Here is a 25,332-nt window from a genome sequence, read left to right on the forward strand (position 1 = left end):
CGTTTTCTATACAGAAAAGCGTACGACGAAGCACAGGTCACGTGGACCTGTTTTTTGTTCCTTCTCCCATCCAGACTATACTGTCGGCTCTAGAGTCTCACTAGATCCACCGTTCGCACACGTGCGCCCGGGTCACGGACTTAAGGCATAGGCCCATTACCGCCGGTTGGGAATTTCACCCGACCCCGAAGGAATATTTGTTTGTACAGGTTTACTGTATCGCAATTGTTTTTATTTCGCAAAACAAAAAACGCTACTCGTGAGAGTAGCGCCTCGATTATGCGAGAAAGAGGACGACGAGAAGCCCGACAATCCAGCAGTAATATGAAAAATACTTCAATTCGCCTTTTGCCATGATGTGCTGGAACCACTTCAATGAAATGGCGGTCAACACGTATGATGCGATAAATGCCAAAAGGAGCGGACCGAACAAGTCACGCGTGTCTGGGTTTGTGAACAACGTCGGACCATCCAAAATCATCGTGCCGAGACTGATTGGAATGAACAGGAAGAACGAGAATCGAAGCGCCGACTCCTGTTTGATTCCGAGGAGCATCGCCATGACGATAGTCGCCCCGGAACGGCTGATCCCAGGAATGAGCGCCACGGCCTGAGCAAGTCCGATCAATACGGCGTCACGTAGCGTAATGCCACCGTCGCCCTTGTTTCCTCGCATATTCCGGATGAACCAGAGGGCGAGTCCCGTAATGATGAGTGTATAGCCGACTGTCGCCACGCCACCGAGCACCTCGGCGATCCAGTCACCAAACAGGACACCGAGCACACCGGCCGGAACGGTCGCGACAAGTAACAGCCCGATGAACTTCACGTCGACCATCGTCTCATCCGAACGGTCTTTCTTAAATAAAAACGTCCACAAACTCATGATGAGACGAACGACGTCTTGACGATAGATTGTTAAAACCGCAAGAAGCGATGCAAAGTTTACGAAAACTTCAAATGACAATCCCGGCAAGTCAATGTTAAATAGTTCTTGGAAGACGACAAGATGTCCGCTCGATGAAATCGGGATGGGCTCTGTGAACCCTTGAATCAATCCAAGTAACGTATAAAATAACCAAACTGTCATAGTGATGATCCTCTTTTCTGTTTTTCACTCAATGCGGCTATTTTAGCAGAATCGGTCTTTCATTGACCAGCCATTAAAATTTTTTTGCCGTAATTTCAATATTTGATTGATTAGTCTGAAAATTAAATTTATTATAGAAGGGTACTCATCTGGAGCGAAGGCGATGACCCCAACTCTCCAGCTGGGTACTTTTTTATAAAAATATTACAAATTTGGGTGATTAAAACTTTATGTTTACATTTCTCTCGAAATTCGATTTAATTTGTAATAGAAATGTTACCATTTTTTGAAATTATCAGCTGCGACTTTAGTCCTATCCAATTCCTAGGAATTGTTTAAAATTTTTCAAAATCACGTTAATAAATCCGAAAAACAATCCGATAGTATGATTGTAGGAGCATTTTTTTATCTTTGTCGATTCAGATTTGAGTCCACGGAAGGAGGAACCATCATTGAATCAAACGCTATCCACTAAATCCCATCACTTGTCTACCGAACAGCAAAGGATGATCCATTGCATTCGTCTTCTCGGGGACTTGTTGAAGGAACGTCCACGCCGTTCTGTCTATCGCCGCTTCGCAATGGAACAGAATTGGCCGTCTCCTGAGTCGATCATTCGTCAGTTCGGGTCATGGGCTGAGGCACTTGCCATCGCAGGCTATGAATGGCATGGAGAGTCAACCGTCGAATTGCCAGACAAAATGCCGAAGTATACACGCGAGGACATCATCGAGACGCTCGCCATTTATTCGCGAGACATGGGCTCGATCATCACCTTGAAGAAGTATCAGCAATGGCGAAAGCTCCATCCGAAGGCACCGAGCCATTATCATATAGTCAAGACGTTCGGTTCGTGGCATGATGCCTGTGCCGAGGCAGGACTTGAGGCGAGTGTGACCTATTCGAAAACAGAACTCTCGAACGCCCTTCGTGAAGCCATTCAGGAAATGGGCTTCTCGCTCTCATTCGAAGCTTACCGTGAATGGGCAAAGCGCAACAACAAACCTTCAACGAAAGCGATCTTGCATCGCTATGGCTCCTGGTCAGCCGCCGTTCATGCGGTTGAATCTGAACTTTATAATACGAACTCATAATCATTTCATACGAAAGGAGGATCCACCATTTTGGGGATCCTCCTTTCATCTGACCTCTGTCGACAGATCATGATAGTGGGCGACACGATCTCGCCCGTTAAATTTCGCCCCGACATACATGGCCCGGTCCGCATGTCGCAAGACTGTATCGAGGTCTTCATATTCATAAATCGTTTCAATCCCGATACTCGCCGTCACCGTGATGCGCGTGCCTTCTGTCCCAAAATCATGGCGCTTCAAGGCGTTTCGTATCTTTTCACCGACCAGATTGGCGGCCGCCTCATCCATTCTCGGGAAGACGAACACGAACTCTTCGCCTCCGTAGCGCGTCACCAAGTCCGTCGCTCGAACATTGCGAGTAAAGAGTTGACCTGCTTCAATCAACACCTCGTCCCCGAATGCATGCCCGTATGTGTCATTGATCGATTTGAAGTGGTCCAAATCGATCAATAAAACAGAGAGCGGATAGGACGCCACATCGTTCAAACGTTCTTTCGTCCAACGTCGTAGTGCCCGCTGATTATGTAATCCCGTTAACGGATCTGTCAAACTCTCGTGCTGCAAACGTTTGCGTTCATCGATGCGTTCGATTGACCAAGATAACGTCTTGAGGAGGCGGTTCACTTCAACCGCAATCGGAGTTTCGTATGCCCCGTTTGCTGTCGTCGATACCATGCAGCTGACCGCCGTCTCTGCTCCCCAAACGGGTTGGATGACGAGCGCCGAATGATGTAGTTCTTGTTGCTGTTGCTGCAATTCGGGATGCCATTCATGAAGCGAGTCATAGACGAAACATGGCTCATCCTCATCTTGATAGCGTTCAATCGTGAAGGCATCCGGCACACTCGGGATGACGCGACCGGTCATATCATAAAACGTCCGCTCCCCGTTTCGGTTGACCTGCAACCATCCACGCTCCACTTCGACGATATCACGTAGACCGTTCCAAAACTTCTCAATCAACAGTTGCTCGCTGTCCACGCGGTACAGCTGTTCTTTCAAGCGTTCGACTTGGTCGACTCTCGACTTGGTTTCTTCCGTCTCCGTCGCTTTCGACATCGTCATCTTTAGGACAGATAGTACGAAGAACGTGACGATGAGCCCGACATAACCAAAGATGAGATACGACTCGATGGCAATCATCGCGAACAGTAGTTCGAGTGATACGACAAGCCAGTCAAATCGGATCAGTCGCCACATAATCGGGAACGGGATCCGTTCTCCGACCATGAAGTAGGATAAAGCGAAACTCATCATAAGGACAAGGAACAGAGTCCCCAAAAAGGCTACCATCGCCCATCCTTGTTGCATCAAATGAACGGGCTCTCCGATTTGTCCACCGAGTGCGATATAGGCGATCCCCGGCAACAGAACGACCAGACATTCAATCACCGTGTTGAGCGGATAGAAATGAAGGAACCGTCTTCGCCCGACGCGACGATTAAAGGCTCGCGCCTGAAACGTGAAGAGGAGCAATTGCCCCATCAACAGTGCGGGCGCCAGTCCGTATAAAAAGAATGTGATAAAGACAAACATCTCATGGAACGTGAAGTGAAGATGCCTGCGCTTTAAAGGATTCATGACGAACAATGCCCCAAGCGTATAGATGAACCAAAACAACGGCCAGTCGAACGCCTCAAGGTTCTGGAAAGTCAAATACGTCACTCCCGTGAAGACGAGCGTCCAAGCGAACCAGCTCCGAACTAGGTACTTCCGAAATCGCATCGTCTTCCCCCCTTTTCTCGTTCATTTTTTCTAGTATGACCCGAAATGCAAAAACATTCCAGCAATTGTTTGAAAGTTGAGACAATGAAATATTGAAATGATTCCCAATTTGATGTTTTGCTTTTCTAGATGTCGGCAACAACTTGTATAAAGGGGGCTAACCATGGACTTTTCTCTATTTATGATCACGTTTTTGATCATCTATTCGCTCATTATCACACTTCTCTATTTGCGGAAACAAAAGAATACGTAAAAGGGCGATCCTCGTAGGAGGACCGCCCTTAATCATTATTTCGCTTTCAAATAAGAAATTCCAATTGACCCGGATCCCGTATGCGCCCTAAGAAGTGGTGCGAGTGTATCAACTCTGATCGGAATCGTGTCACCGAGTTGTTTTTTCCACTCCTCAGCAAGCTCAGGGACATTTCCGTGGAAAATCGAGACGTCCTGACATTCACCGGACTCGATTGCCGCACGTAACACTTCGAACAAATGGGCTTGTGCTTTCTTGTATGTGCGGACCGTTTGATACGGGACAATCAAACCGTCTTCGAATCGAAGTACAGGTTTCAATTGAAGCATGTTCCCGATGAGCGCCTTCGATTTAGAGATTCGACCGCCTTTTTGCATCTGCGTCAAGTTTTGAAGCGTCAATTCGATGCGGACATCCTCGACGCGCTTCTTCATGTATGCTTCCACGTCTTCAAGCGCATCGCCTCTTTCGACGCGTTCAATCAACTCCTCGAACATGAGTCCCATCGTATAGATACCTGCCCGTGAATCGAAGGCGAGCAACTTGAACTCCGCAATCTCAGCCCCTTGAACGGACGCCGAATACGTCCCACTCAGGTCAGACGATAGGTGAATCGCGATGCCCATATCGTACTCTTCTTTCAATTTTTCATAGAGTGTGACGAAATCCCCGATCGCGGGCTGACTCGTCGAGACGCGCTCTCCCGCGTCAATCCACTCGTAAACCGTTTTCGCATCGACTTCGATTCCATCTTTATACGGCTGGTCCCCTTTGACGACATAGAGCGGGACAATGTGGATGTCAGGATGTTGCGCTAATGCATCTGGAAGGACAATCGTACTGTCCGTGATATAAGCAATCTTCATAAAGAGTTCTCCCTTAAAAAAAGTTTTTAGTACCTGGTTATATTATTTTATCACAGGTGAAGCGGTTTCACTATTTTTTCAAAACATCCTATGTGTAGCTCGTCCAATCACTTCTCGAAAAGGGTATACCTTAGATAACAAATAAAGGAGGCGTGTGTGGCATGATCGAACTACGGAACGTCAGCAAAATCTATAAGACAGGCGACGTGGAAACGGCCGCCTTGAAAGACATCGACCTCACCATCCGGGATGGCGCGTTCGTCGTGATCCTAGGTCCAAGCGGGAGCGGGAAGAGTACACTGCTCAACGTCATCAGCGGACTCGACACGGTCACCTCAGGTAAGATCACGTTCGGCGACACCGTGCTGACCGACCTATCCGTCGATCAGATGACTGCTTTTCGACGCGACCATCTTGGCTTCATTTTCCAACAATACAACCTTCTTCAAAACTTGACCGTCTATGAGAACGTACAAATTGGTTCTGACTTAACGAAAGACCCGCTGCCGATTGATGAATTGCTCGAACAAGTTGGGCTCACAGCGTCACGTGATAAATACCCCTATCAACTATCGGGCGGTGAGCAGCAACGTGTCTCCGTCGCCCGCAGCCTCGCCAAAAATCCCGCCATCATCTTTTGTGACGAACCGACGGGCTCACTCGACGAGGAAAATTCGAAGAGAGTACTCGAACTATTGGAACGATTGAACAAGACGTATCAAAAAACAGTCGTCGTCATCACACACAATAATGGAATCAGTGAGATGGCGGACGATGTCATCAAGATGAACTCCGGTCGAATCGTGGAGGTGACCCATCATGAGACCCGGGTCGCGGCACGTGACATCCATTGGGGATAAGGGGGTGGCGACATGCTGTATAAAAACGTCTGGAAGACATTAAATCGGAAGTGGATGCAACTCCTCGCCATCGCCATCATCATCGTCATGAGTTCACTCACGTACACGATGATGTTCTATGGCATCAGTGGAATCGAGGTCCCGACTGAAGAGTATCTGGAAGAATCGAATCAGGAAGACTTTGCGATTGACATGCTCAATCGGGTGACGGAAGAGGAGTTACGCGACCCCGCTCTCGCCACGCTCGCGGAAACAGGAACGTTCACATTGACTGACATCAAACAAGCCGATGCGGAAGTCTTCAATCGTCTGATCGCATCGCGAATCGCTGCCGTCGAACAGGAGATGCCGGATGCTACGATTGAACTCCGTGACTTAAAAGCCATCACCTACACGTTCGATGATATTGAACATCGGGGATTGATCGTCAAAGAATCAGACACGATCAACCGCTCCTACCTCGAAGCCGGTGATCGACCGAGCGCGAATGACGAAGTCGCCCTCAATAAAAAATATGCAGAAGAGAACGGCATCGACATCGGAGACACAATCGACATCGGCAAACCGTTCACGGTGAGTGGATTTGTCCTTTTTCCGGACTATACGCTCCCACTCTTCGATGATAACTTCTTCAACTTGGACCCTGGTTCACAGACCCTCCTCTTGATGACGGATGAATCGTTCGAAACATTCATCGGGCAAGAGTCTTTCCGACTGTCCGGGGTGACCGATCAAGCGATCAAGACCGACATAGACCTCCCGTTTGTCGTCTCGGTCATGGAGACGGAAAATATTATCCGAAGTGGTGCCATCTACAGTGAGATTTCATCCGGCAAGGCGATGGCGCTCGGACTCAGTCTCTTTATCGTTTCTATCGCTGTCATCATCGTCGCCATCCTGATCTCGAATATGCTCGAGGCGGAACGAGGACAAATCGGACTGTTGAAGGCGATTGGTTATAGTCGTCGGCAAATCGCATCGCCTTACTTGGTGCTCATCTTGGTTTTCGCATTCTTTATGCTCATCATCGGTTATTTCCTGGGGCTTTATTTCGCGAACCCGTTGAAAGAACTCTATCTCGACTTCTATCTTTTACCGTCCATCACCATCGCCCAAAGTCCACTCGTGTTCGTGACAGCCGTGTTCGCCCCGCTCCTCTTCTTTGCGCTCGTTGCAGGAGCTGTCATCTATAAAATTATGGGTGAGAGCGCCCTTGCCCTCTTGTCACCACGGGACAATGTCTCATTGAATCGACTCAGTCGACTTGTCAGTCGCCTGTTGAGACGGGCGAGTGGCAAGACGAAGTTCAAATATTTGTATGCCGTCAAGAGCACGGGGAGTTTTCTCATCTTCTTTCTCGGTATCCTCTTCTCGACGATTCTCATCGTTTTCGCCCTCATGATGAACGGCGCCGTCGACCGTATGACCGTTGGCGGATTGAACGAAGCGGTGTATGAATACGAGGCGTATACAGATGGGACACCGGTTTTAGAAGCGGGACAAGAACCGTTCCTCGCCTATCCGTTCGCCTTTGTCGAAGATAACCTGATCACCTTGAAGGGACTAGACTTCGACAACACCTTGTTCCCACTCCAAAACGAAGATGGGGATGTGTTGACAGTTGAACCTGACGGCCTTGTCGTCTCCTCCTCACTCGCGCTAAAACTCGGCCTCGATGTGGGTCAAGACATCGATGTCGCACTCGACGGGGACACGTTGACCTATCCCATCATCGGGATTGCCGATGAATTCTCCGGGGATTTCGCCTACTTGCCCCGGACGACATTAAGTGAACTACTCACGGACGGGGCGACGGATGACCTGTTCAACGGCATCTATGCGACGGAACGCCCGAACGCATCGGACTATCCGACCATCCTGTCACGTCAAGGGTTGATCGATCAGTCCGAATCGATCAATCAATATATGAATTTCATGATGAACGTCTTGATTGGCGGGGCGTCCCTCATCGCTTTCAGCATCCTGTTCGTCTTGACGGCACTGACGGTCGAGAAGAACTATTACGTCATCTCCTTGTTGAAGGTGATGGGATATGAGAAACGTGAAGTCCGCTCCATGATTTTGAACAGCTACTTCATCTATGCGCTCATCTCTGCCCTCTTGAGCATCCCCATCGCCCTGTTGACGCTTCGGGTCATCATCGTCGTCTTTGCAGAAGATTATGGACTCGTGCTCCCACTTGAATTCGAATGGGTCTATATCGTCTATACGCTTGGCGCTGTCGTTCTCCTCTTCTTTATGAGTACGTTCATCAGCCGCCGAAAAATCGATCAAATCCCACTTCAGGAAGTATTGAAGACATATCAAGAATAATTCATGCCAAAATAGGGCATAATAAGAGATAGACCAGGTCTCTCCTGAGGAGGGGCCTGACTTTTGCAGAAAAGGATGATATACATGAATCGTACACAAGTTATGCTCGCCATTCCCGGAAACTGGTCTTCCGCAGAAGGCGTCAGCGAACAAATCAGTTTACATAGTGAAGGCTACACGATGGCCGGTCTGTTATTGCTCGAAGATGAGACAGGCAAGGCGTTCACCGTTGAAGTCGTGGAACGTGACCCAGCCCTCGCCGAGGCGATGCTTCACGCGAGTTCTGGCGGATTCACCCCGAAAGTGGCGAAAGGAATCGCTCGTCACACGCATGTCGTCTACTTGATTGTCGACGTCAACGATTTGACAGACGTCGCCGCGGCGCGCCGTGCCGCCAACGCCGTCTTGAACGCAGGTGGACTCGGGGTCATGGTCGAGTCAGCTGGTGTCGCTTACTCGAAAGACGAGTGGCAAGAGTCAAAAGAAGAAGACCTCGCACTCGACTACTCGCTCCTCACGGCCATCACAGAAGAAGAGAACGCCTATATGTCATGGGGAATGAAAGCGTTCGGTCATGCGGACGTGGCCGTACCGATGACACTCGACATTGAAGATGCCATTCACGTGATTCATTCGTTCAACTTCCACCTCATCTCCGGTGGCGCGATGTTCGGCGACGGCGACCATTTCGCCTTCGAGGACGGGCGTGCCTTCACGGTCGAGATGGGAGAAGACGAGCGGACGACCATCGACAACTTATTGCATAACCCGTTTGGCTTGATTTATCTCGTCCCACAAGCAGCAGAATAAGAAAGAGGCTGGACATAACCCAGTAGATTCATAAGAAAGAGGCCTCCGTGAGCGAACAAGTCGCTCACGGAGGCCTCTTGTCATTTTTATGGGTTCGCGCACGCATTTCGGACTAAAAAGAGGGGTCCTGCCACCGAAAATCGGTGACCGGTCCCCTGTTTTTATCACAAATCTTTAAAATCAGCTAATTATGTCCGAGCATCCTGTTCACGCTCGTCTCATTTCTTGCATGCGTTCGAGTTGATGCGTCAGTTCGCCGATTGGCACGAATCGTGCCCGACGGAGCATTTCTTTCCCGTTGATGAAAAAGAGGACGACCGGAACGGTGAAGATGGAGAAGGCGCCTGCGACTTCCGGCACCTCGTCCGAATCCACCGCGACCGCCTCAATTTCCGGAAACTGATGGAGCATCTCTTCGATTTGAGGTTTCAGCGCATGACAGACACTGCATCCCGGATGTGACACGTAGACGAGCAGCTGTTCCGTGCTCGCAATCCGTTCATTCAATCCAGTCAAGGTTGTCATTGCTTCCATCTTGCATTCCTCCTACTTGATTAAGCGTTGAGCCACAAGACACCGACCGTCTCGAATCCTGCATGTACCGCAATCGAAGGACAGAATCGAGTCCGTACGACTTCGAGACCTGGTAGTTTCGACTCGATGAGTGCGACGAGGTCATCTTGCATATTCGGTGCGAGAGCCGTCTGAACGAACACCCGGTTGTCCTTCACACCGTTTTCCGCATGACGACGTTCGAGTTCACCGACCATCTCCGCATAAGCCTTCTTCAATGAACGGGCCTTTTTGAACGGGATGACTTTCCCCGTCTCATCGAGGGTGATGATCGGCTTGATGTTCAAGATGTTCGCAAGGAACATCTCACCGGAAGAAACGCGACCGCCTCGGCGCATCGTTTCCATGTTTCCGATGATCATGAAGAAGTTCTTCTTATCGCGCCATGCTTCGAGAAGGGCGACGATTTCCTCTACTGACTTGCCTTCAGCTTCAGCGGCCTTCCCGATTCGGACGAGTTCTTGTTGCGCCTCGAGTGCGGCATGCGAGTCGATGGTATACACGGTAAAGTCAGCCGCTTCGGCAGCTGCTTTCGAATTTTTCGCCGTACTGCTCAATCCATTCGAGCAATGGACGGCGATGGCACAATCATATCCCTCTTCTTTCAAGCGTTCGTAGCGGGCGATGAAATCTCCGAAGATCGGTTGTGACGTCTTCGCTTCTTTCTTTTGGTCAATCATATACCGATGTAGGTCTTCGAGAGAGAGTTTCGTTTCACTATAGCCGTTCCCGTCCACGATCAATTGAATCGGAACGATATCGACACCGAGACTTGCTGCCTCTTCTTGAGAGAAGTTAGCCATACTGTCGGTAATCCATGCGATTTTTGTCATAACTAAAAAGCCTCCAATAGTCGTTCATTTTTGTCCAATCCCATTATACCTTATTTCCCGCCGCTATTCCTACTCGACCGAACGGGACGAAAAAACAGAGCGACACACGGTCGCCCTGCTCCTCTTCATTTGGTCGAGATCAATTTTGTATGGGCGAACTCATCATGCGGCAACTCGAGGTCTTTATTCGACTTCATCTGTTGAAGTGCACGGATGAGCGGAATCCCAAGCGTCGCCGGGTAGACGACGTCTTTATAGAGTGTCCGCTTGATGACTTGCTCCAATGAAAGCGGGCGTCCATCCGAACTCACGACCTTAATTCCGACGACACGGTCTCCTATCGTCTGACCGTTTCGATACAACATACAATAGACTTCTCCGGCCATCGTCACAACGGTCGGTAAGTAATACCGTTTCACTTCTTTGTCTGGCCAAATCTTTTGACGGACTGCCTTTTCAATCAGTTTTGCCGGTGTCTGAAAGACGAGTTGGTCGATTTGACCAGCGACGGCTCGTTTCCAAAGTGGGACTGCCACAGCAATCATCCTTTCTCTCGGTTCTAGCCTTTCAATTCCTCTTTTACCAGCTGACGAAACCCTGAGAACGGACATCCACTTCTAGCAAACAGGTTCGGTGTCTTGATCTGATTGTCGTAATGCTCGTGAAAAACGTGCGTCGTCGCAGGAGAGAGAGGCGGGATGAGCCAACTCCATTGCCCGGTGACGTCACGCCCCGCGTCCCGTTCGTTTTTTTCGAACCGCTTGAACTGTTTGGCAGCGGTATGGTGGTCGACAATGGTCACACCTTCCCGCTCGAACGATTGCAGGACGGCGATGTTCAATTCGACGAGTGCCCGGTCGCGCCAAAGCGACCGCTCTTTCGTCGTATCGAGCCCGAGTGACCGTCCGACGAGCGGCAACAAATCATAACGGTCCGTATCGGCCAAATTCCTTGCCCCGATTTCTGTCTCCATATACCAGCCGTTAAACGGGACCGAGGTAAACCGTAGACCTCCGATCTCTAGTTCCATATCCGCAATCGCTGGGACTGCATGCCATTTGATGGTCCGTCCGTCAAACAAGTCCACATCCTCGTGCCGAATGTCCACCTCAAGCACGGCCTCACTCGGTAACTCAAACAAGCGGACGTCTCGCCCGTCCGTGATCATGAGTGGGAGGATATCGAATGGCGTGCCGGCTCCGACCCATCCGAGTTCTTTCGCGCGCTTCGTCATCGTGACGGACATCGGGTCTCCGATGATTCCGTCAGGTGTCTCATATCCCGCGTACCGAATCAATTGTGTGTTCAATAGTTTGAACTCGTTTGGAAGGACCGTCATCGTCGAACGGATTTTTCCACCGTTCGTAGCGAACTGAAGATGGTCGACAAGATGGTCGTAGACAGCCTCAAACGTATCGGCGTCCCGTGCATCGATCACATGGAGTGTCTGCCAAAACAAGCGGCCGATGCAACGATTCGAATTTCGCCACGCCACCTTGGCACCCACACACAACTCTTCCGTCGTCAACGAATAGGTGCCCGTGCGCTCAATTTCATCTTTGATTTGTCGGAGACGTTCGGACGGGTCGTCATGCCATTGCCGCATCCAGTCGCTCGCTTGTTCATACAGATTCATATCTAAAATCTCCTCACTCGATTCTCTCTTTTTCCATCTTAGAGAAAAGGAGACCCCTGTTTCAACTATCTATTCTCACACGCGACACGTCGGGTACTTAGAACCCCTCTGGTTGATGAACGAGTTCGATATAGTCGGTGACTTCTTCGTCTCCGCTCACTTCCTTCTCAAGGGCGGTCAATTGAGCCTCGATGGTCGGACTTGATTCGTATTCGGCGGCATATTGATATAACACATTCGTCACTTCGGTCATTCGACGCAAGCGGACAGGAAAGTCTGTACCGGATGCAAAACGAATGATGAACGTGACGTCTGAATTGCTCGAGTCAACCGCTCTCAATCGTCAGGATGAACCGTTTCTCAGGTTAACGCCTGTTCGTGATACGGCGCAAACTCTTCCGCATCGGCTGGAGATCATGCGCAGTCATCGAACAGCAGTCCCATCTTTTCGTTCGAATCGATTAGTTGACCATTTGTATCGAGTACGTAAATGGTATCCGAATACTGTTCAATCAGGAGCGAATCCACATGGAACGGGGGAATCGGTCCAGTTGACAAGATATCCGTGACGTCACCATTGACGCGATGAATCCACTTTTTGAAAATCGTCATACCATCTCTCCTTTCGAAAGAGATGGAAGTTTCAAGCGTAAATTCTCTTGTTCATACAAAATGACTAGTTTTTGAACTACTCCCGCCTACGCGTTGCTTAGAGGTGGGAGATTCCTGAGTTATCCTCTCTATCGAGAGAAACCTGATCAGGCTAACCCCGTCGTCCCGACGGTTGAAGAAGCTAAGATTCGTTCAGCTTCTAATTTCAAATTCATACCTGCGTTAATATCGCGATCATGATGGACTCCGCAATTCGGACACGTCCATTCACGTAGTTCAAGATGTTTCACGTCTTTGTGTTGATGGCCGCAACTCGAACACAATTGGCTCGAGGCGAAGGTCTTCCCGACCTTCACGACGGTCTTCCCGTACCAACCGGCCTTGTACTTGAGCATGCGATGGAACTCCGACCAGCTCACTTCGGAGATCGACTTGCTCAACTTGCGGTTCTGCTGCATGTCCTTCACCTGCAGGGTCTCGATGCCGATGACGTCGTGGTTTTTGACGATTTCGGTCGACACCTTGTGCAGGAAGTCGGTGCGTCTGTTGGCGATCTTCTCGTGGATGCGGGCGACCTTCCGCTTCTGCTTCTGGTAGTTCTTCGCCTCGGAGAGTCTCACCTTCTTGTTCGGGGCGATGCGCTGACGACGGGACAACTTGCGTTGCTCGCGGGCCAGTTTCTTCTCGAGCGTACGGAAATAACGGTCGTTTTGGTATACGGTTCCGTTTGATAGGATGGCGAAGTTCTTCAGCTCGACGTCGACGCCGACCGATGAGCCGGTTTTCGGCAGCTCACTGATCTCATGCTCTACGAGAAGGGAGACGAAGTATTTGCCCGAAGCTGTGCGTCGGATCGTGGCGCTCAGGATGCGACCCTCGACCTGTCTCGATTTGGCGAAACGCAGCCATTTCAGCTTCGGGAGTTTGAGTCGATTCCCGACGATCGAGACCTCGGGGAACTGGGAATTGCCTTGGATGTTCGCCGTATAGGATTGGACGGGGTTTCGCTTCGACTTGAAACGGGGATGATTCCCCTTTTTCTTGAAGAACTTCTTATACGCGTCGGCCAGGTGTTTGACACTGTTCTGGACGGCCGTGCTGTCCACTTCCGTCAACCAACCGAATTCTTGCTTGAGCATGGGAAGTGCTTTCGAGCAGGCATCATACGACAGTCCCTTGCCGGTCGCTTCATGGGCCGCGTCCCATTTCGACAGGAAATGGTTGAACACGAACCGGGAACAGCCGATCGTCTTGGCGATCAGGATTTCCTGTTCCTTCGTCGGATAGATCCGGAATTTATAGCCCTTGTGCTTCACCATGTGACGTTCACCCCCTTTGAAGATATTTTACCCGAAGGAGAGGTTGGCGATTCATCTCCCACTTTCACGTAAGCTCTGTCCTTAACGTTTAGAAGTGGGAGTATTCTCGCTTAATTTTGATAAAGCATTAATCACCAATTACCCATCACTGTGCCATTAGAAAACCCCACTCGTTTCTAAGTGGGGTCAATGATTAGTTCCGTTCGAGGACGAACGTCTTGTATGCAGGCACGCTTACTTTTCCAGTCGCGCGCTTGATTGTCTTCGTTCCGGCACGGTCGCCATCGACAATCACGTTCCAGTTCCCTTTTGGAAGGCTGACTTGGACATTCGTCGGGTTGGCGTTATGCGTGATGAACAAGTCGTTCTTTTGACCCGGTGCATCTTCGTCAATCGTGTACGTGATGACGTTCGCTTCCGCTTTGTGGAACGTCAAGAATCGTTTCACATCGCTCGCTTTTGTCATCCGAAGACCTGGGTTGGCTTTACGCATCTCAATCAAGCCTTTCATGTATTGGACGTCCGCCTTCCGGTCGGCTGCTCGTTTCCAATCGAGCTGGTTGATCGAGTCCGGTGATTTGTACGAGTTGTGGTCGCCTTCCTTCGTACGCATGAACTCTTGTCCTGCGTGAAGGAATGTCGTTCCTTGGCTCGTCAAGAGAATGCTCGAGGCGAGACGATGCATTTTCGTTTTATTCACTTCAGACGCGATCGGGTTCGTCAACGTCAATTTATCCCACAACGTATGGTTGTCATGAGCTTCGACGTATGTGATCGCTTGCGTCGGTTCTTTTGTGAATCCTTTAATCGTGTCGCTATATGCGATCTCACCGACGATTCCCGTCTTCACTCGATTTTCCATACCTTCTTTTCCGTTGATGAAGCCTTTGTCCTCATCGTAGAAGACGCTTCCTTTCAAGCCGTCGCGGATGTTGTCATTGAAGTGGGCGATGCCCGGCATGTCGTAGGCATTTTTTTGATTTGCTTTTAATTCAGCATCGAGCGGCGTACCGAGGTCCCATCCTTCTCCGAAGACGAGAATCGACTTGTCGACTCGATTCAACTCCGAACGAACTTTGTTCATCGTGTCGACGTCATGGATTCCCATCAAGTCGAAACGGAATCCGTCCCAATGATACTCTTTTGCCCAATAAACGACAGAGTCGACGATCAGTTTTTGCATCATCGCCCGTTCAGAAGCGGTATCGTTTCCAACACCTGTACCGTTGGCGAAGTCACCACCTGCTGTGTAACGGTAGTAGTAACCCGGTACGATTTTGTGCAAGTTCGACGCCTGCGCATCGAACATATGGTTGTATACGACGTCCATGACGGCACGTAAATTGTTGTCATGTAACCCTTGAATCATCTGTTTCATTTCCACGATACGTACTTTCGCATCGTAAGGATTCGTTGAATACGACCCTTCTGGTGCATTGTAGTTTTTCGGATCGTATCCCCAGTTGTACGTCGCCATCGGATTCGTCTCATCGACCGATGCCGTGTTGAAGTCATAGACCGGAATGAACTGAACGTGTGTCACGCCGAGATCTTTGACGTGGTCGAGTCCCGTCTTCGTTGCTGTTTTCTTTCCATCAACGAGAAGACGCGTTCCTGGTTCGATGACACCGAGGTACTTCCCTTTGTTTTGAATGCCTGAGTCGTATTTGTCCGTCTTCACATCGAAGATCGAGAAATCACGGACATGCGTCTCATAGATGATTGCATCCGTCGATTGTTTCAACTTCGGTTTCATTGAATTCCAACGTTTTGGATCTGTCTCTTTCAAATCGACGATGACGCCTTGGTCACCGTTCACGCCGACAGCCGTCGCATACGGATCGACTGCACGGACCTTCCCTGTCGCATGGGTCACTTGGTACGTATAGCCGATGCCGTCTAGGTCACCCCGCACTTCTGCCACCCACGTGCCGCGTTCACCGCGTTTCATTTGAATCACTTTCTTCAAATCTTTTTCATTTGTTGGTCGGTTCGTCGGCATGTTCCATAGTTCGAGCTCGACTTGTTGAGCCGTCGGAGCCCAGAGAACAAATTTCGTTTTCGACTTTTGGTACGTGACACCGAGTTTACCGTCATATGCATATTTCGCATCGAATTCTTTCGAACGAAGCACCTTGCCTGCTTGAAGCGTCTGTTCTCCAAACTCCGGGTGCGAGGCTTTGATGACTTTCGCTAAGTCGATGTCTGACTTGAATTGAATCGTCACCGACTTGTCGCTAGCCTTTTCAATCGATTCCACCGTTGCCCCGTCCACGCTCAATTCATCGATGAACGCATCCGTGATGACACGGTTCGTTGTGAGTGTCGCTTGACGGAACGTGTCCGCCGAGAACGAGACAAGCTTCGGAGAACGATCGATTTGAGGCTCTGAATAGTAGATTGTCGAATCTCCTTCAACGAGCCAAATCTCTTTTGCAGACCCGAGAACGAATCGGTCTTCCCCATCCTTCTCCGTCCATTCTCCTTTTTTCGTGATCAAGCCCATGAGTCTCTTCGATTCTGGGTTGGCGAGTTTCACGTTCGCGACGGCACCGAAATCATCAGCCCCATCGAATGCGATGCTCTGTCCGTCCCCACCGTCTGGCCAAGCCCAAAGACCCCAGTCCGTGTATGTATTGTCGTAACGGAAATAATGAACTTTCATATCGATTTCCGTCGAAGCCGTCTCCCCGTTCGGGTTTGACGTATAGATAGTCGGGTCGCCCGACTTGATCCACACTTCGGCGACGCCGTCTTGAATCATGTCGCTCGTGATGAAGCGGTCATTTTCAGACCCCTTATCTTTGTCCCAGTTGTCCGTGCGGACGATGAGACCGATTTTTTCAGGTGAGTCGACCGGAAATTCGTAAGCCGCCACCTTTCCGAATGCATCCTCCCCGTTGAATGTGAAGCCTTTGTTCGGGAAGTAATCTGGGCCATTCGCCCAAAGCCATAAGTTCCAATCCTTTTCGTTATCCGGCGCCTCTTGATAATGGACGACGACAAGTGTCGACTTCCCTTTGTCTAAAGCGGACGTCGGCATCGGAAACATTGACAGAATTAGTGCAAACGTTAGCACAACTGCCCATACGGGTTTCCACTGCTTTTTGACCATGAGGGTCCCTCCTTGTAGCACTATTTTAAGAAAACGCTTACACAAAAATTGTAAACGGTTTCCTTGAGTGAAGCAACGTTATTTTAGAAAAGGGTCAATTGGCATTATTTTCTTTCCAACCTGTCTAAGAAATATGAACTAAAAAGACGGATCCCACTCATCATCACAGAATCCGTCAAAGTTTATTCCATTCTTCGAGCGACTCCAAGTAGTGAAGATAGCTCATCTTGATTTCTTCATCTGTTAAGTCCGCTGGTAAGAGGGAATGCGGGACTAGACCTGTGAACTTGGCGCCTCCGACATGTGCAAAAATATAAGAGGCGACTTGCTCTGACATGTCTCTTGTCAAAAAACCGGTCACATACTTCCCATCCTTGCTCTCGAAGACGATGTCGAGTCGGCGACCTTCCTGCTCATCGATGATCAACTGATTGTAAAGTCGATGTGCCTCGTCTTTGTGCTTGTATACCATCCCACGCCTCGCATTGTCATCAATCTCCCACTGATGGTCTTTTCTCTCTTTCGCCGTGAAGATTTTATCGAGCATTCTTGGGTCATCAATCGTTAAGCAACAAAAGATATGTTCATACGACAGTTGATCGTCGTTCACCAAGTCCATGATGTCCGTCTTCGGGATAATTCTTGCCTTGTAGCGCACCATGACACGACGGACGACTTCTTCTTTTTCAAAAATGAGCCACTGCTTCCGTCGCTCAAACTTCTCATGTAACATCTTATAATCCATCCGCTTCACCTCATGTCCAGCATATCAAAAAACGACGCCCGCAATGGACGTCGTCTTGCTCAGTTCCCGTATTTTTTGAACAACTGATAGTTCTTATTTCCACCTGACAAGTTGTACACGTCGGTGAATCCGAGGTTACGGAGGACGTTCTGGGCCGCGTTCCCCGTCACCCCACCGTTACAGTAGACGACGGTCGGTTTGTCCTTGTCCATGTCTTTCGCCGCTTCCCGGAGGTTGCCGAGTGGGACGTTGACGGCACAATCGACACACGCCTTCTCGAACTGTGAAGCTTTCCGCGTATCGATGATTTGCATGTCTTCCCCGGCATCGATTCGCGCCTGAAGCTCGGCCGGTGTGATGAGTCGCGCCGCCTTGTCGATACTGTTCGACAGCACCATCCCCGTGTACATGACGGGATCTTTCGTCGTCGAGAACGGCGGTGCGTAGGCGAGGTCGAGATGGAACAAGTCGTCGACTTTCGCCTTGAGCGTGATGGCCGTGACGAAGACGTCGATTCGTTTGTCGACTCCTTCAAATCCGACGATTTGGACGCCGAGCAGTTGACGTGTCGTACGGTCCGCGACCGCTTTGATTGTCATATCTTTCCCACCCATGTAAGCAGGCTTATCCGGCTTCGTATTATGAAGCACCTCGATATCGTATCCGAGTTCGCGTGCTTCTTTTTCGGCCAGCCCCGTCTGTGCGACGGCAAGTCCGAACACTTTGAAGATGCCCGTGCCGAGAATACCGCGATGCTCGAGATGACCGCCCGTGATGACGTCCCCAGCGGTCCGCCCCATCTTGTTCGCTGTCGAACCAAGCGGACGCCAAATCGGTTTGCCAGTCACGATCGAGAAGCTCTCCGCGACGTCTCCTGCCGCATAGACGTCTGGGATGTTCGTTTCCATCCGCTCATTGACGGCAATCGCACCCGTTTCACCTAGTGTGACTCCCATCTGCATGGCGAGCTCGACGTTCGGACGGACTCCGACCGACAAGATGACGAGGTCGGTCTCAATCGTCTTCCCACTCTCCGTGACGACCCGTTCGACATGTCCGTCGCCAACGAGTTCAGTCACGGTCTCCCCGAGCATGAGCTCGATTCCATTCTTCTCGAGGTGCTCTTCGACGTGACACGCCATGTCCTTGTCGAGTGGCGGCATCACTTGTGGTACACGTTCGATGATGGTCACGTCCACACCGCGAAGCTTCAACTGTTCTGCCATCTCTAGACCGATAAAGCCGGCCCCGATGATCGTCGCGTGTTTCGGGTCTGTCGAATCAACGAAGGAGCGTGTCGCCTCCGCCTGTTGGATGTTTCGAATCGGGAAGACATTGTCCGACTTCACCCCTGGAATCGGTGGGATGATGCTTGACGCACCCGTCGCGAGGACAAGGACGTCATAGGCGTCCGTGAACGTGTCACCTGTATCTAAGTTTTCGACCGTCACCGTCTTCGCGTCTTTATCGACGGCTGTGACGTCGTGACGTGTCATGACGTCGATGTTGTAACGCTTCTTGAAGAAGGCAGCGTCACGTGGCGTCAAGTCGTCACGAGACTCGACTTCTCCACCGACGTAATATGGAATCCCACATCCCGAATACGAGATGTCGTAGTCCCGGTCGTAAATCGTAATCTGTGCGTCCTCGTTGTTCCGACGTGCTTTCGCCGCAACCGATGTCCCGGCAGCGACTGAACCGATGATGACTAGTTTCATATAACCACTCCTCAATAAAGTAATAAGCTGATATATAGACCGAGCAACGTGATAGCCAGTGTCGGAATCGTCAAGATGATCCCGACTTTGAAATACTCACCCCAGCCGATTTTGACCCCTTTCGTACGAAGGACGTGGAGCCATAGAAGTGTCGCCAGCGACCCGATTGGGGTAATTTTCGGACCGAGGTCGGACCCGATGACGTTCGCATAGATTAACGCTTCCCGAATCTGTCCGGTCGTATGCGTCAAGTCGATGGCGAGCGCGTCGATCATGACGGTCGGCATGTTGTTCATGACCGATGACAAGATGGCAGCTAAAAAGCCCATCCCGAACGTGGCACTGAAGGCGTTCACCGCGAACCAGTCGATAAAGTTCGCGAGTACTTGAGTGAGTCCGGCGTTTTGTAAACCGTAGACGACGATATACATCCCGAGCGAGAAGAAGACGATGGCCCACGGTGCGCCTCTCACGACTTGAGTCGTCTGTACCACTGACGAGCGATTTGCCATCACGAGGAAGAACAAGGCGATGACACCCGCTACGAGCGAAACGGGGATCTCGACTAAGTCACTCGTGAAGTACCCGATGACCAGTAACCCGAGTACGACCCACGATAAGCGGAACATCGTATGGTCTTTAATGACGGACGAAGGTTCAGCCAACTGTGAGGCATCATACTGTTTCGGGATGTCTTTTTTGAAATATAGATACAAGACGAGCAGACTTCCCGCGACCGCGAACACGTTCACGAATACCATCCGCGCGGCGTACTCGGCAAAACCGATATCAAAGAAGTCGGCTGAGACGATGTTGACGAGGTTCGAAACGATGAACGGGAGACTCGCCGTATCGGCGATGAATCCGGATGCCATCACGTATGCCAAGACGACCACGTCCGACAGTTTGAGTGCCCGGACCATCGCCAAGACGATGGGTGTCAAAATCAGCGCCGCCCCATCGTTCGCAAACAAAGCCGCGACGAGCGCACCGAGTAGTGTGATATAGACGAAGAGCTTCACCCCTCCACCTTTGGCGATTCGCGCCATATGTAAGGCGGCCCATTCAAAAAATCCAATCTCGTCTAAAATGAGCGAAATGATGATGATTGCGATGAAGGTGAACGTCGCGTTCCAAATGATGCCCCACACCGTGCCGACGTCGTCAAGATTGACGACGCCCGAAATGAGGGCGATGACGGCCATTCCCATCGCCGAGTAACCGATGCCGAGGCCTTTCGGTTGCTTGATGATGAGAAATAGCGTCACAAGAAAAATTAAACTAGCAATCCACTGCACAATAAGTTCCTCCTATAGTCTCTATTGTCTCTCTCCTTACATTGCACAATCCGGCTCACAATCACAGCTCGGTCCGACGGTTTCTAGATTGGCTAACAACTCCGTGACGAGCGGATAAAACGGGCTCGTCTCGTTCAATCGGTAATGAATCCACTGTTTGTCTCGACGTTCTAACAGTAGTCCCGCCTGACGTAACATTTTCAAATGACGGCTAATCGCCGGTTGCGAGATATCGAAACAGTCGACGAAACTACACGCACACTGCTCGCCTGCCTCCATTTGTTTCAACATCGTCAATCGGGTCGGATCCCCGAGCACCTTGAGCACCTTGCTCAATTCTTCAACGGCATACATCTTCTCCCCACCTTTCATATAACAAATTCGTTATATAACCTGCACGTTATGAAATTACCACAGTTTTTCATCTGAAGCAATTGTCATTTTGGACTCAATTCGGTATGATGAAACACGTTGAAAATGAACGGATTCCATTATTTTGATTTTCGTGAGACTCAAAAATCAAATCATTATAAATAGAAAGGTGTGTTCTTTTGGAAAGATTGAATACGTTGAAACACGAATGGTTCGGAAATGTCCGGGCCGACATTTTGTCCGGGATCGTTGTCGCCTTGGCGCTCATCCCTGAAGCCATCGCCTTCTCCCTCATCGCGGGAGTCAACCCGATGGTCGGGCTCTATGCCTCCTTTATTATCGCGATGATCATCTCCGTTGCCGGAGGTCGTCCGGCGATGATCTCGGCTGCGACCGGTGCGATGGCGCTCGTCGTCGTCTCGCTTGTCGCCGACCATGGGCTTCAATATTTACTGGCCGCTGGTATTTTGACTGGAATCATCCAAATCGTTCTCGGTTACCTCGGCATCGCCCGTTTGATGAAATTCATCCCGCGTGCCGTCATGGTCGGATTCGTCAACGCGCTCGCCATTTTGATTTTTCAGGCGCAACTCTCTAACTTTGAAGGAGAGAGCTGGATCATCTGGGCAATCGTCGCCGCCTCGCTCGCCATCATCTTCTTGTTCCCACGTGTGACGAAAGCCATTCCGGCACCGCTCGTCGCCATCGTCGTCATGACGGTCCTCGCAATCACGCTTGGACTCGACACGAAAAACATCGGGGATATGGGAACGATCTCAGCGACGCTTCCAGACTTCTTGTTCCCAGATGTGCCATTCACGCTCGAGACGCTCATGATCATCTTGCCGTACTCGATTTCCCTCGCATTCGTCGGATTGATCGAGTCGCTCTTGACGGCACAAATCGTTGACGATATGACAGGAACGGACTCAAACAAAAACCGTGAATCGCGCGGACAAGGCATTTCGAACATCGTCGCCGGATTCTTCGGTGGGATGCCAGGATGTGCGATGATCGGACAATCGGTCATCAACGTCTCGTCTGGTGCCCGTGGTCGACTCTCGACATTCACAGCCGGACTTGCCCTCTTCATCATGATCATGACGATCAGCGACGTATTGATGCTGATCCCGGTCGGCGCACTCGTCGGGGTCATGTTCTTCGTCTCGTATGCGACGTTCGACTGGGGTTCGCTCAAAGCGATGCGTACCGCCCAAAAATCGGATACGGTCGTCATGCTCGTCACCGTACTCGTCACCGTCGTCACACATGATTTGTCACTCGGTGTACTCGCCGGGATTTTGACAGCAGCAATTCTCTTCGCTGCTAAAATCTCAAAAATCGATCTCGAGCGAAAGATCGATGTCGACAAGGCTCATTACATGGTGAACGGTCAGCTCTTCTTCGCCTCTACATCTGAATTCGTCAATCAGTTCGATGTGGCAGAAGACGCGGAAGCGGGAATCAAACACGTCACGATCGATTTTGCGAACACGCATCTGTGGGACGACTCTGCCATCGGGGCCATCGATAAGGTCATCTTCAAATATCGGGAAGTCGGAATCGAACCGGTACTGCTCAACTTGAACAAAGACTCGGAAAAACTGCTCAACACGCTCGCCCTTCACTTGAAGCAACAAGACGCGAACGCGGGGCACTGATTCATCATTTCCCCGTTTCGCCAAATCACCTATACTAAAAGTAGAACGTGCGAAAGAGGAGGAGTTTTTCATGGGAAAGGTATTTTTAGCGGCAGATGGTTCTGCCCACTCGAAACGTGCGCTTGAAAAAGCGATTCAGCTCGCAAAGGCGTCGAATGCATCGATTGACATCGTACACGTCATCAGTGCGAAAGAATCGAAAGAAGCGGCCCTCAATTCGACAGGAAAGATCGACTTGGAGACGAAGCGAAAGCAGATGCTCAAGCCATTGTTCGACTTGACGGAAGCAGAAGGCATAGCCTACGAATACATCGAACTTCGTGGGGAGCCGGACGTCGAGCTCGTCAAATATGCGAACCATGAGCCGTACGAATATGTTGTCGTCGGATCACGCGGATTGAACACGTTCCAAGAGTTCGTGCTCGGTAGCGTGAGTCATAAACTCGCCAAACGTGCTCTCGCTCCTGTTATTATCGTGAAATGATGCATCGTCCCCATCTCCGTCGTGAGATGGGGATTTTTTGTGTCACATACAGGGGACATACCGTTCATGTAGAATGTTTTAAAGACAGCTAATTCAAAAGGAGGTTCTCGCGATGGACATCGCAAATGACCCGAATACCCTTTTTCTCATCTTACTACCTGTTTTGATTTTGCAACTCATCCTGCTCGTCGTCGCCTTGATTGACTTGTTCAAACGCGACATGACGAATGGCCCGAAATGGGTATGGCTTCTCGTCATCGTCTTCATCAACATACTCGGCCCAATCATCTACTTCTTATGGGGACGGACTCCGCGATGAACATCACACATGTAACGAAGCGATTCGGCTCCTTCACGGCGCTCGATGATGTCAGTTTCGAATTACGACCGGGTTGCACGTCCCTCCTTGGAGAAAACGGTGCCGGGAAGACGACGCTTTTGAACTTGCTCGCCCGCGTCACCGAACCGACAAGTGGCGATATGACCGGACACGAACGTATTCGGATTGGCTATTTGCCTCAGCGCCCTGCCCTCTATCCATCGTTGACTCCCGTCGAGACGATTCGGTATGCCGCTGAATTGACGGGGACCAAACACGTCGAGCCGATTCAACTATTGAAACGAGTCGGGCTCGAACCGGTCGACCGGCCGGCAGCGAACTTATCGGGAGGGATGCGACAGCGTCTCGGGATTGCCCAAGCGCTCGTCCATGACCCGGAACTCTTACTGCTCGATGAACCGGTCTCGGCACTCGACCCACGCGGTCGACGAGAAGTACTCGATCTATTAAGTGACTTGAAACGAGAGCGAATGATCCTGTACTCGACGCACGTCCTGCCGGATGCCGAAGAGGCAAGTGACTGGGTGCTCCTGCTTCGCCAAGGCAAATTGCTCATGGAAGGAACCGTGACCGACCTGCTCGGTTCGAAGTCGACCATTGAGTTGCGTCTCTTTGATGATCAGACGAGTGAAGCAGACTGGACGCAGTTAGAAGGCGTGACCCGAACAACGAAACGTGGTTCGACGTGGACGTTTGAGTCAACGGACCGGAATCTCGCCGAACGGGCGATTTTGCGGCGCATCCTGGAACGGAATCTCATCATCCAATCACTACACGTCGGGCACCCGTCACTCGAATCTTTATTCTTGGAGGTGAACGCCTGATGCGTACCGCAATCTTTAAACAGGAATGGCGAGAGTCATGGTCGAACAAACGACTCATTTGGATCCCAATCGTGCTCATGCTCCTTGCCTCGATGCAACCGCTCACGCTCTATTTCTTACCGGATATCCTCGCCTCCGGCGGCAACTTACCGGACGGCGCCGTCATCGAGCTCCCGACGCCGACACCAGAAGAAGTATTGATTTCAGTCAGTGAACAGCTCCGTCAAATCGGACTTCTCGTCGTCTTGTTGTCGGCGATGCACACGTTCAGTCATGAGCGGACGAACGGGACGCTCGCCTGGCTCAAATCGTTACAGATTCCGACGTCTCGCATCGTCGTCAGCAAATGGGCCCATTACGTCCTCTTGACGGTCGGTGGCCTCTTACTCGCCCAATTAGCGGCGGCGTACTATACGGTCATTCTTTTCGAGCCGTTTGATGTACCCGCATTTCTCGTCTCGACGGCACTTCTCGTCTGTCATTTCGTCGTTCAGCTCTCCATCTTCATTCTCCTCGCTGCCATAATTGAGAGCGGGGTCGTCGCGGTCGTCTTGACGCTCGGTCTCCATTTCGTCATGTCGCTCCTCATCGGATGGGTCGACCTCGATTGGATGCCATGGATGCTCGGTCCACAATCGAGCCAGGTGCTCCTGACCGAAGTGGATCTCGTGTGGCCACTCGTGACGGGAACCGTTGTCGTTCTCATCTCCCTTTTCGTGGCATCGAAACGACTTCGATTCATGAGTCATTCGGCGTAAACGTCTGACCTC

General features: G+C 50.6%; 24 protein-coding genes and 1 riboswitch. Of the genes, 9 read left to right on the forward strand and 15 right to left on the reverse strand.

The window, feature by feature from the left end; all coding sequences use genetic code 11:
• Positions 1–54 precede the first annotated feature (54 nt).
• A riboswitch (FMN riboswitch) is annotated at positions 55–197 on the reverse strand.
• Positions 198–277: 80 nt separating this feature from the next.
• Complete coding sequence (locus BV910_RS11485) at positions 278–1,090, reverse strand: undecaprenyl-diphosphate phosphatase (protein ID WP_078147413.1); 813 nt, start codon at positions 1,088–1,090, stop codon at positions 278–280.
• 452 nt (positions 1,091–1,542) lie between these two features.
• On the opposite strand from BV910_RS11485, the gene BV910_RS11490 reads away from it, so the two are divergent.
• The gene (locus tag BV910_RS11490) at positions 1,543–2,184 is read left to right on the forward strand and encodes a homing endonuclease associated repeat-containing protein (protein ID WP_074036101.1); all 642 of its coding nucleotides are present in this window, start codon (positions 1,543–1,545) and stop codon (positions 2,182–2,184) included.
• A 45-nt stretch (positions 2,185–2,229) separates the two neighbouring features.
• Here BV910_RS11490 and BV910_RS11495 read toward each other — a convergent pair whose 3' ends face one another.
• Both BV910_RS11495 and BV910_RS11500 read right to left on the reverse strand, forming a co-directional pair.
• Complete coding sequence (locus BV910_RS11495) at positions 2,230–3,909, reverse strand: sensor domain-containing diguanylate cyclase (RefSeq protein WP_078147414.1); 1,680 nt, start codon at positions 3,907–3,909, stop codon at positions 2,230–2,232.
• A 288-nt stretch (positions 3,910–4,197) separates the two neighbouring features.
• On the reverse strand, positions 4,198–5,028 hold the full coding sequence (locus tag BV910_RS11500) for a DegV family protein (protein ID WP_078147415.1): 831 nt from the start codon (positions 5,026–5,028) through the stop codon (positions 4,198–4,200).
• A 161-nt stretch (positions 5,029–5,189) separates the two neighbouring features.
• Between BV910_RS11500 and BV910_RS11505 the strand changes: the two genes are divergently transcribed.
• The 3 genes from BV910_RS11505 (at position 5,190) to BV910_RS11515 (ending at position 9,032) form a co-directional block, all read left to right on the forward strand.
• On the forward strand, positions 5,190–5,888 hold the full coding sequence (locus BV910_RS11505; protein WP_078147416.1) for an ABC transporter ATP-binding protein: 699 nt from the start codon (positions 5,190–5,192) through the stop codon (positions 5,886–5,888).
• Between the two features lie 12 nt (positions 5,889–5,900).
• Positions 5,901–8,222 carry an ABC transporter permease gene (locus BV910_RS11510; RefSeq protein WP_078147417.1) on the forward strand — a complete coding sequence of 774 codons (2,322 nt, stop codon included), beginning with the start codon at positions 5,901–5,903 and terminating at the stop codon, positions 8,220–8,222.
• Between the two features lie 84 nt (positions 8,223–8,306).
• Entirely contained in the window at positions 8,307–9,032 is a 726-nt protein-coding gene (locus BV910_RS11515) for a hypothetical protein (RefSeq protein WP_078147418.1), read from the forward strand.
• A gap of 207 nt (positions 9,033–9,239) precedes the next feature.
• Here BV910_RS11515 and BV910_RS11520 read toward each other — a convergent pair whose 3' ends face one another.
• From BV910_RS11520 to BV910_RS11575, 12 genes are all read right to left on the reverse strand, one after another.
• Positions 9,240–9,566 carry a thioredoxin family protein gene (locus BV910_RS11520; RefSeq protein WP_078147419.1) on the reverse strand — a complete coding sequence of 109 codons (327 nt, stop codon included), beginning with the start codon at positions 9,564–9,566 and terminating at the stop codon, positions 9,240–9,242.
• A gap of 20 nt (positions 9,567–9,586) precedes the next feature.
• Positions 9,587–10,438: a DegV family protein gene (locus BV910_RS11525; protein ID WP_078147420.1), complete on the reverse strand. Its 852-nt coding sequence runs from the start codon at positions 10,436–10,438 to the stop codon at positions 9,587–9,589.
• A gap of 125 nt (positions 10,439–10,563) precedes the next feature.
• On the reverse strand, positions 10,564–10,983 hold the full coding sequence (locus BV910_RS11530; RefSeq protein ID WP_078147421.1) for an RDD family protein: 420 nt from the start codon (positions 10,981–10,983) through the stop codon (positions 10,564–10,566).
• 14 nt (positions 10,984–10,997) lie between these two features.
• Entirely contained in the window at positions 10,998–12,074 is a 1,077-nt protein-coding gene (locus BV910_RS11535; RefSeq protein WP_078147422.1) for a nitric oxide synthase oxygenase, read from the reverse strand.
• A gap of 97 nt (positions 12,075–12,171) precedes the next feature.
• On the reverse strand, positions 12,172–12,414 hold the full coding sequence (locus BV910_RS11540; protein WP_078147423.1) for a hypothetical protein: 243 nt from the start codon (positions 12,412–12,414) through the stop codon (positions 12,172–12,174).
• Positions 12,415–12,488: 74 nt separating this feature from the next.
• On the reverse strand, positions 12,489–12,686 hold the full coding sequence (locus BV910_RS11545) for a hypothetical protein (RefSeq protein WP_078147424.1): 198 nt from the start codon (positions 12,684–12,686) through the stop codon (positions 12,489–12,491).
• Positions 12,687–12,832: 146 nt separating this feature from the next.
• Positions 12,833–14,005 (reverse strand): IS200/IS605 family element RNA-guided endonuclease TnpB, encoded by a 1,173-nt coding sequence (tnpB, locus tag BV910_RS11550; RefSeq protein WP_078147425.1) that lies wholly within the window; start codon positions 14,003–14,005, stop codon positions 12,833–12,835.
• A gap of 193 nt (positions 14,006–14,198) precedes the next feature.
• Positions 14,199–17,120, reverse strand: a complete 2,922-nt coding sequence (gene pulA, locus BV910_RS11555; protein WP_078147426.1) for a type I pullulanase — start codon at positions 17,118–17,120, stop codon at positions 14,199–14,201.
• 175 nt (positions 17,121–17,295) lie between these two features.
• Positions 17,296–17,865, reverse strand: a complete 570-nt coding sequence (locus tag BV910_RS11560) for a hypothetical protein (protein WP_078147427.1) — start codon at positions 17,863–17,865, stop codon at positions 17,296–17,298.
• A 59-nt stretch (positions 17,866–17,924) separates the two neighbouring features.
• Positions 17,925–19,583, reverse strand: a complete 1,659-nt coding sequence (locus BV910_RS11565) for an FAD-dependent oxidoreductase (protein ID WP_078147428.1) — start codon at positions 19,581–19,583, stop codon at positions 17,925–17,927.
• Between the two features lie 11 nt (positions 19,584–19,594).
• A complete protein-coding gene (locus tag BV910_RS11570; RefSeq protein ID WP_078147429.1) occupies positions 19,595–20,881 on the reverse strand; it encodes an arsenic transporter in 1,287 nt (428 codons plus the stop codon).
• Between the two features lie 36 nt (positions 20,882–20,917).
• A complete protein-coding gene (locus BV910_RS11575; protein WP_078147430.1) occupies positions 20,918–21,235 on the reverse strand; it encodes an ArsR/SmtB family transcription factor in 318 nt (105 codons plus the stop codon).
• A 197-nt stretch (positions 21,236–21,432) separates the two neighbouring features.
• On the opposite strand from BV910_RS11575, the gene BV910_RS11580 reads away from it, so the two are divergent.
• The 5 genes from BV910_RS11580 (at position 21,433) to BV910_RS11600 (ending at position 25,320) form a co-directional block, all read left to right on the forward strand.
• Positions 21,433–22,914 carry a SulP family inorganic anion transporter gene (locus tag BV910_RS11580; RefSeq protein WP_078147431.1) on the forward strand — a complete coding sequence of 494 codons (1,482 nt, stop codon included), beginning with the start codon at positions 21,433–21,435 and terminating at the stop codon, positions 22,912–22,914.
• 70 nt (positions 22,915–22,984) lie between these two features.
• The gene (locus BV910_RS11585; RefSeq protein WP_047794988.1) at positions 22,985–23,398 is read left to right on the forward strand and encodes a universal stress protein; all 414 of its coding nucleotides are present in this window, start codon (positions 22,985–22,987) and stop codon (positions 23,396–23,398) included.
• Between the two features lie 112 nt (positions 23,399–23,510).
• A complete protein-coding gene (locus BV910_RS11590) occupies positions 23,511–23,717 on the forward strand; it encodes a PLD nuclease N-terminal domain-containing protein (RefSeq protein WP_078147432.1) in 207 nt (68 codons plus the stop codon).
• Positions 23,714–24,562, forward strand: coding sequence for an ABC transporter ATP-binding protein (locus BV910_RS11595; protein ID WP_078147433.1), 849 nt, complete (start codon positions 23,714–23,716; stop codon positions 24,560–24,562). The genes BV910_RS11590 and BV910_RS11595 overlap by 4 nt, the downstream gene beginning before the upstream one ends.
• Positions 24,562–25,320 (forward strand): ABC transporter permease, encoded by a 759-nt coding sequence (locus BV910_RS11600; RefSeq protein WP_078147434.1) that lies wholly within the window; start codon positions 24,562–24,564, stop codon positions 25,318–25,320. The genes BV910_RS11595 and BV910_RS11600 overlap by 1 nt, the downstream gene beginning before the upstream one ends.
• Positions 25,321–25,332 lie beyond the last annotated feature (12 nt).

Source organism: Exiguobacterium sp. HVEsp1 (genome assembly GCF_002009685.1).
Classification (GTDB): Bacteria; Bacillota; Bacilli; order Exiguobacteriales; family Exiguobacteriaceae; genus Exiguobacterium; species Exiguobacterium profundum.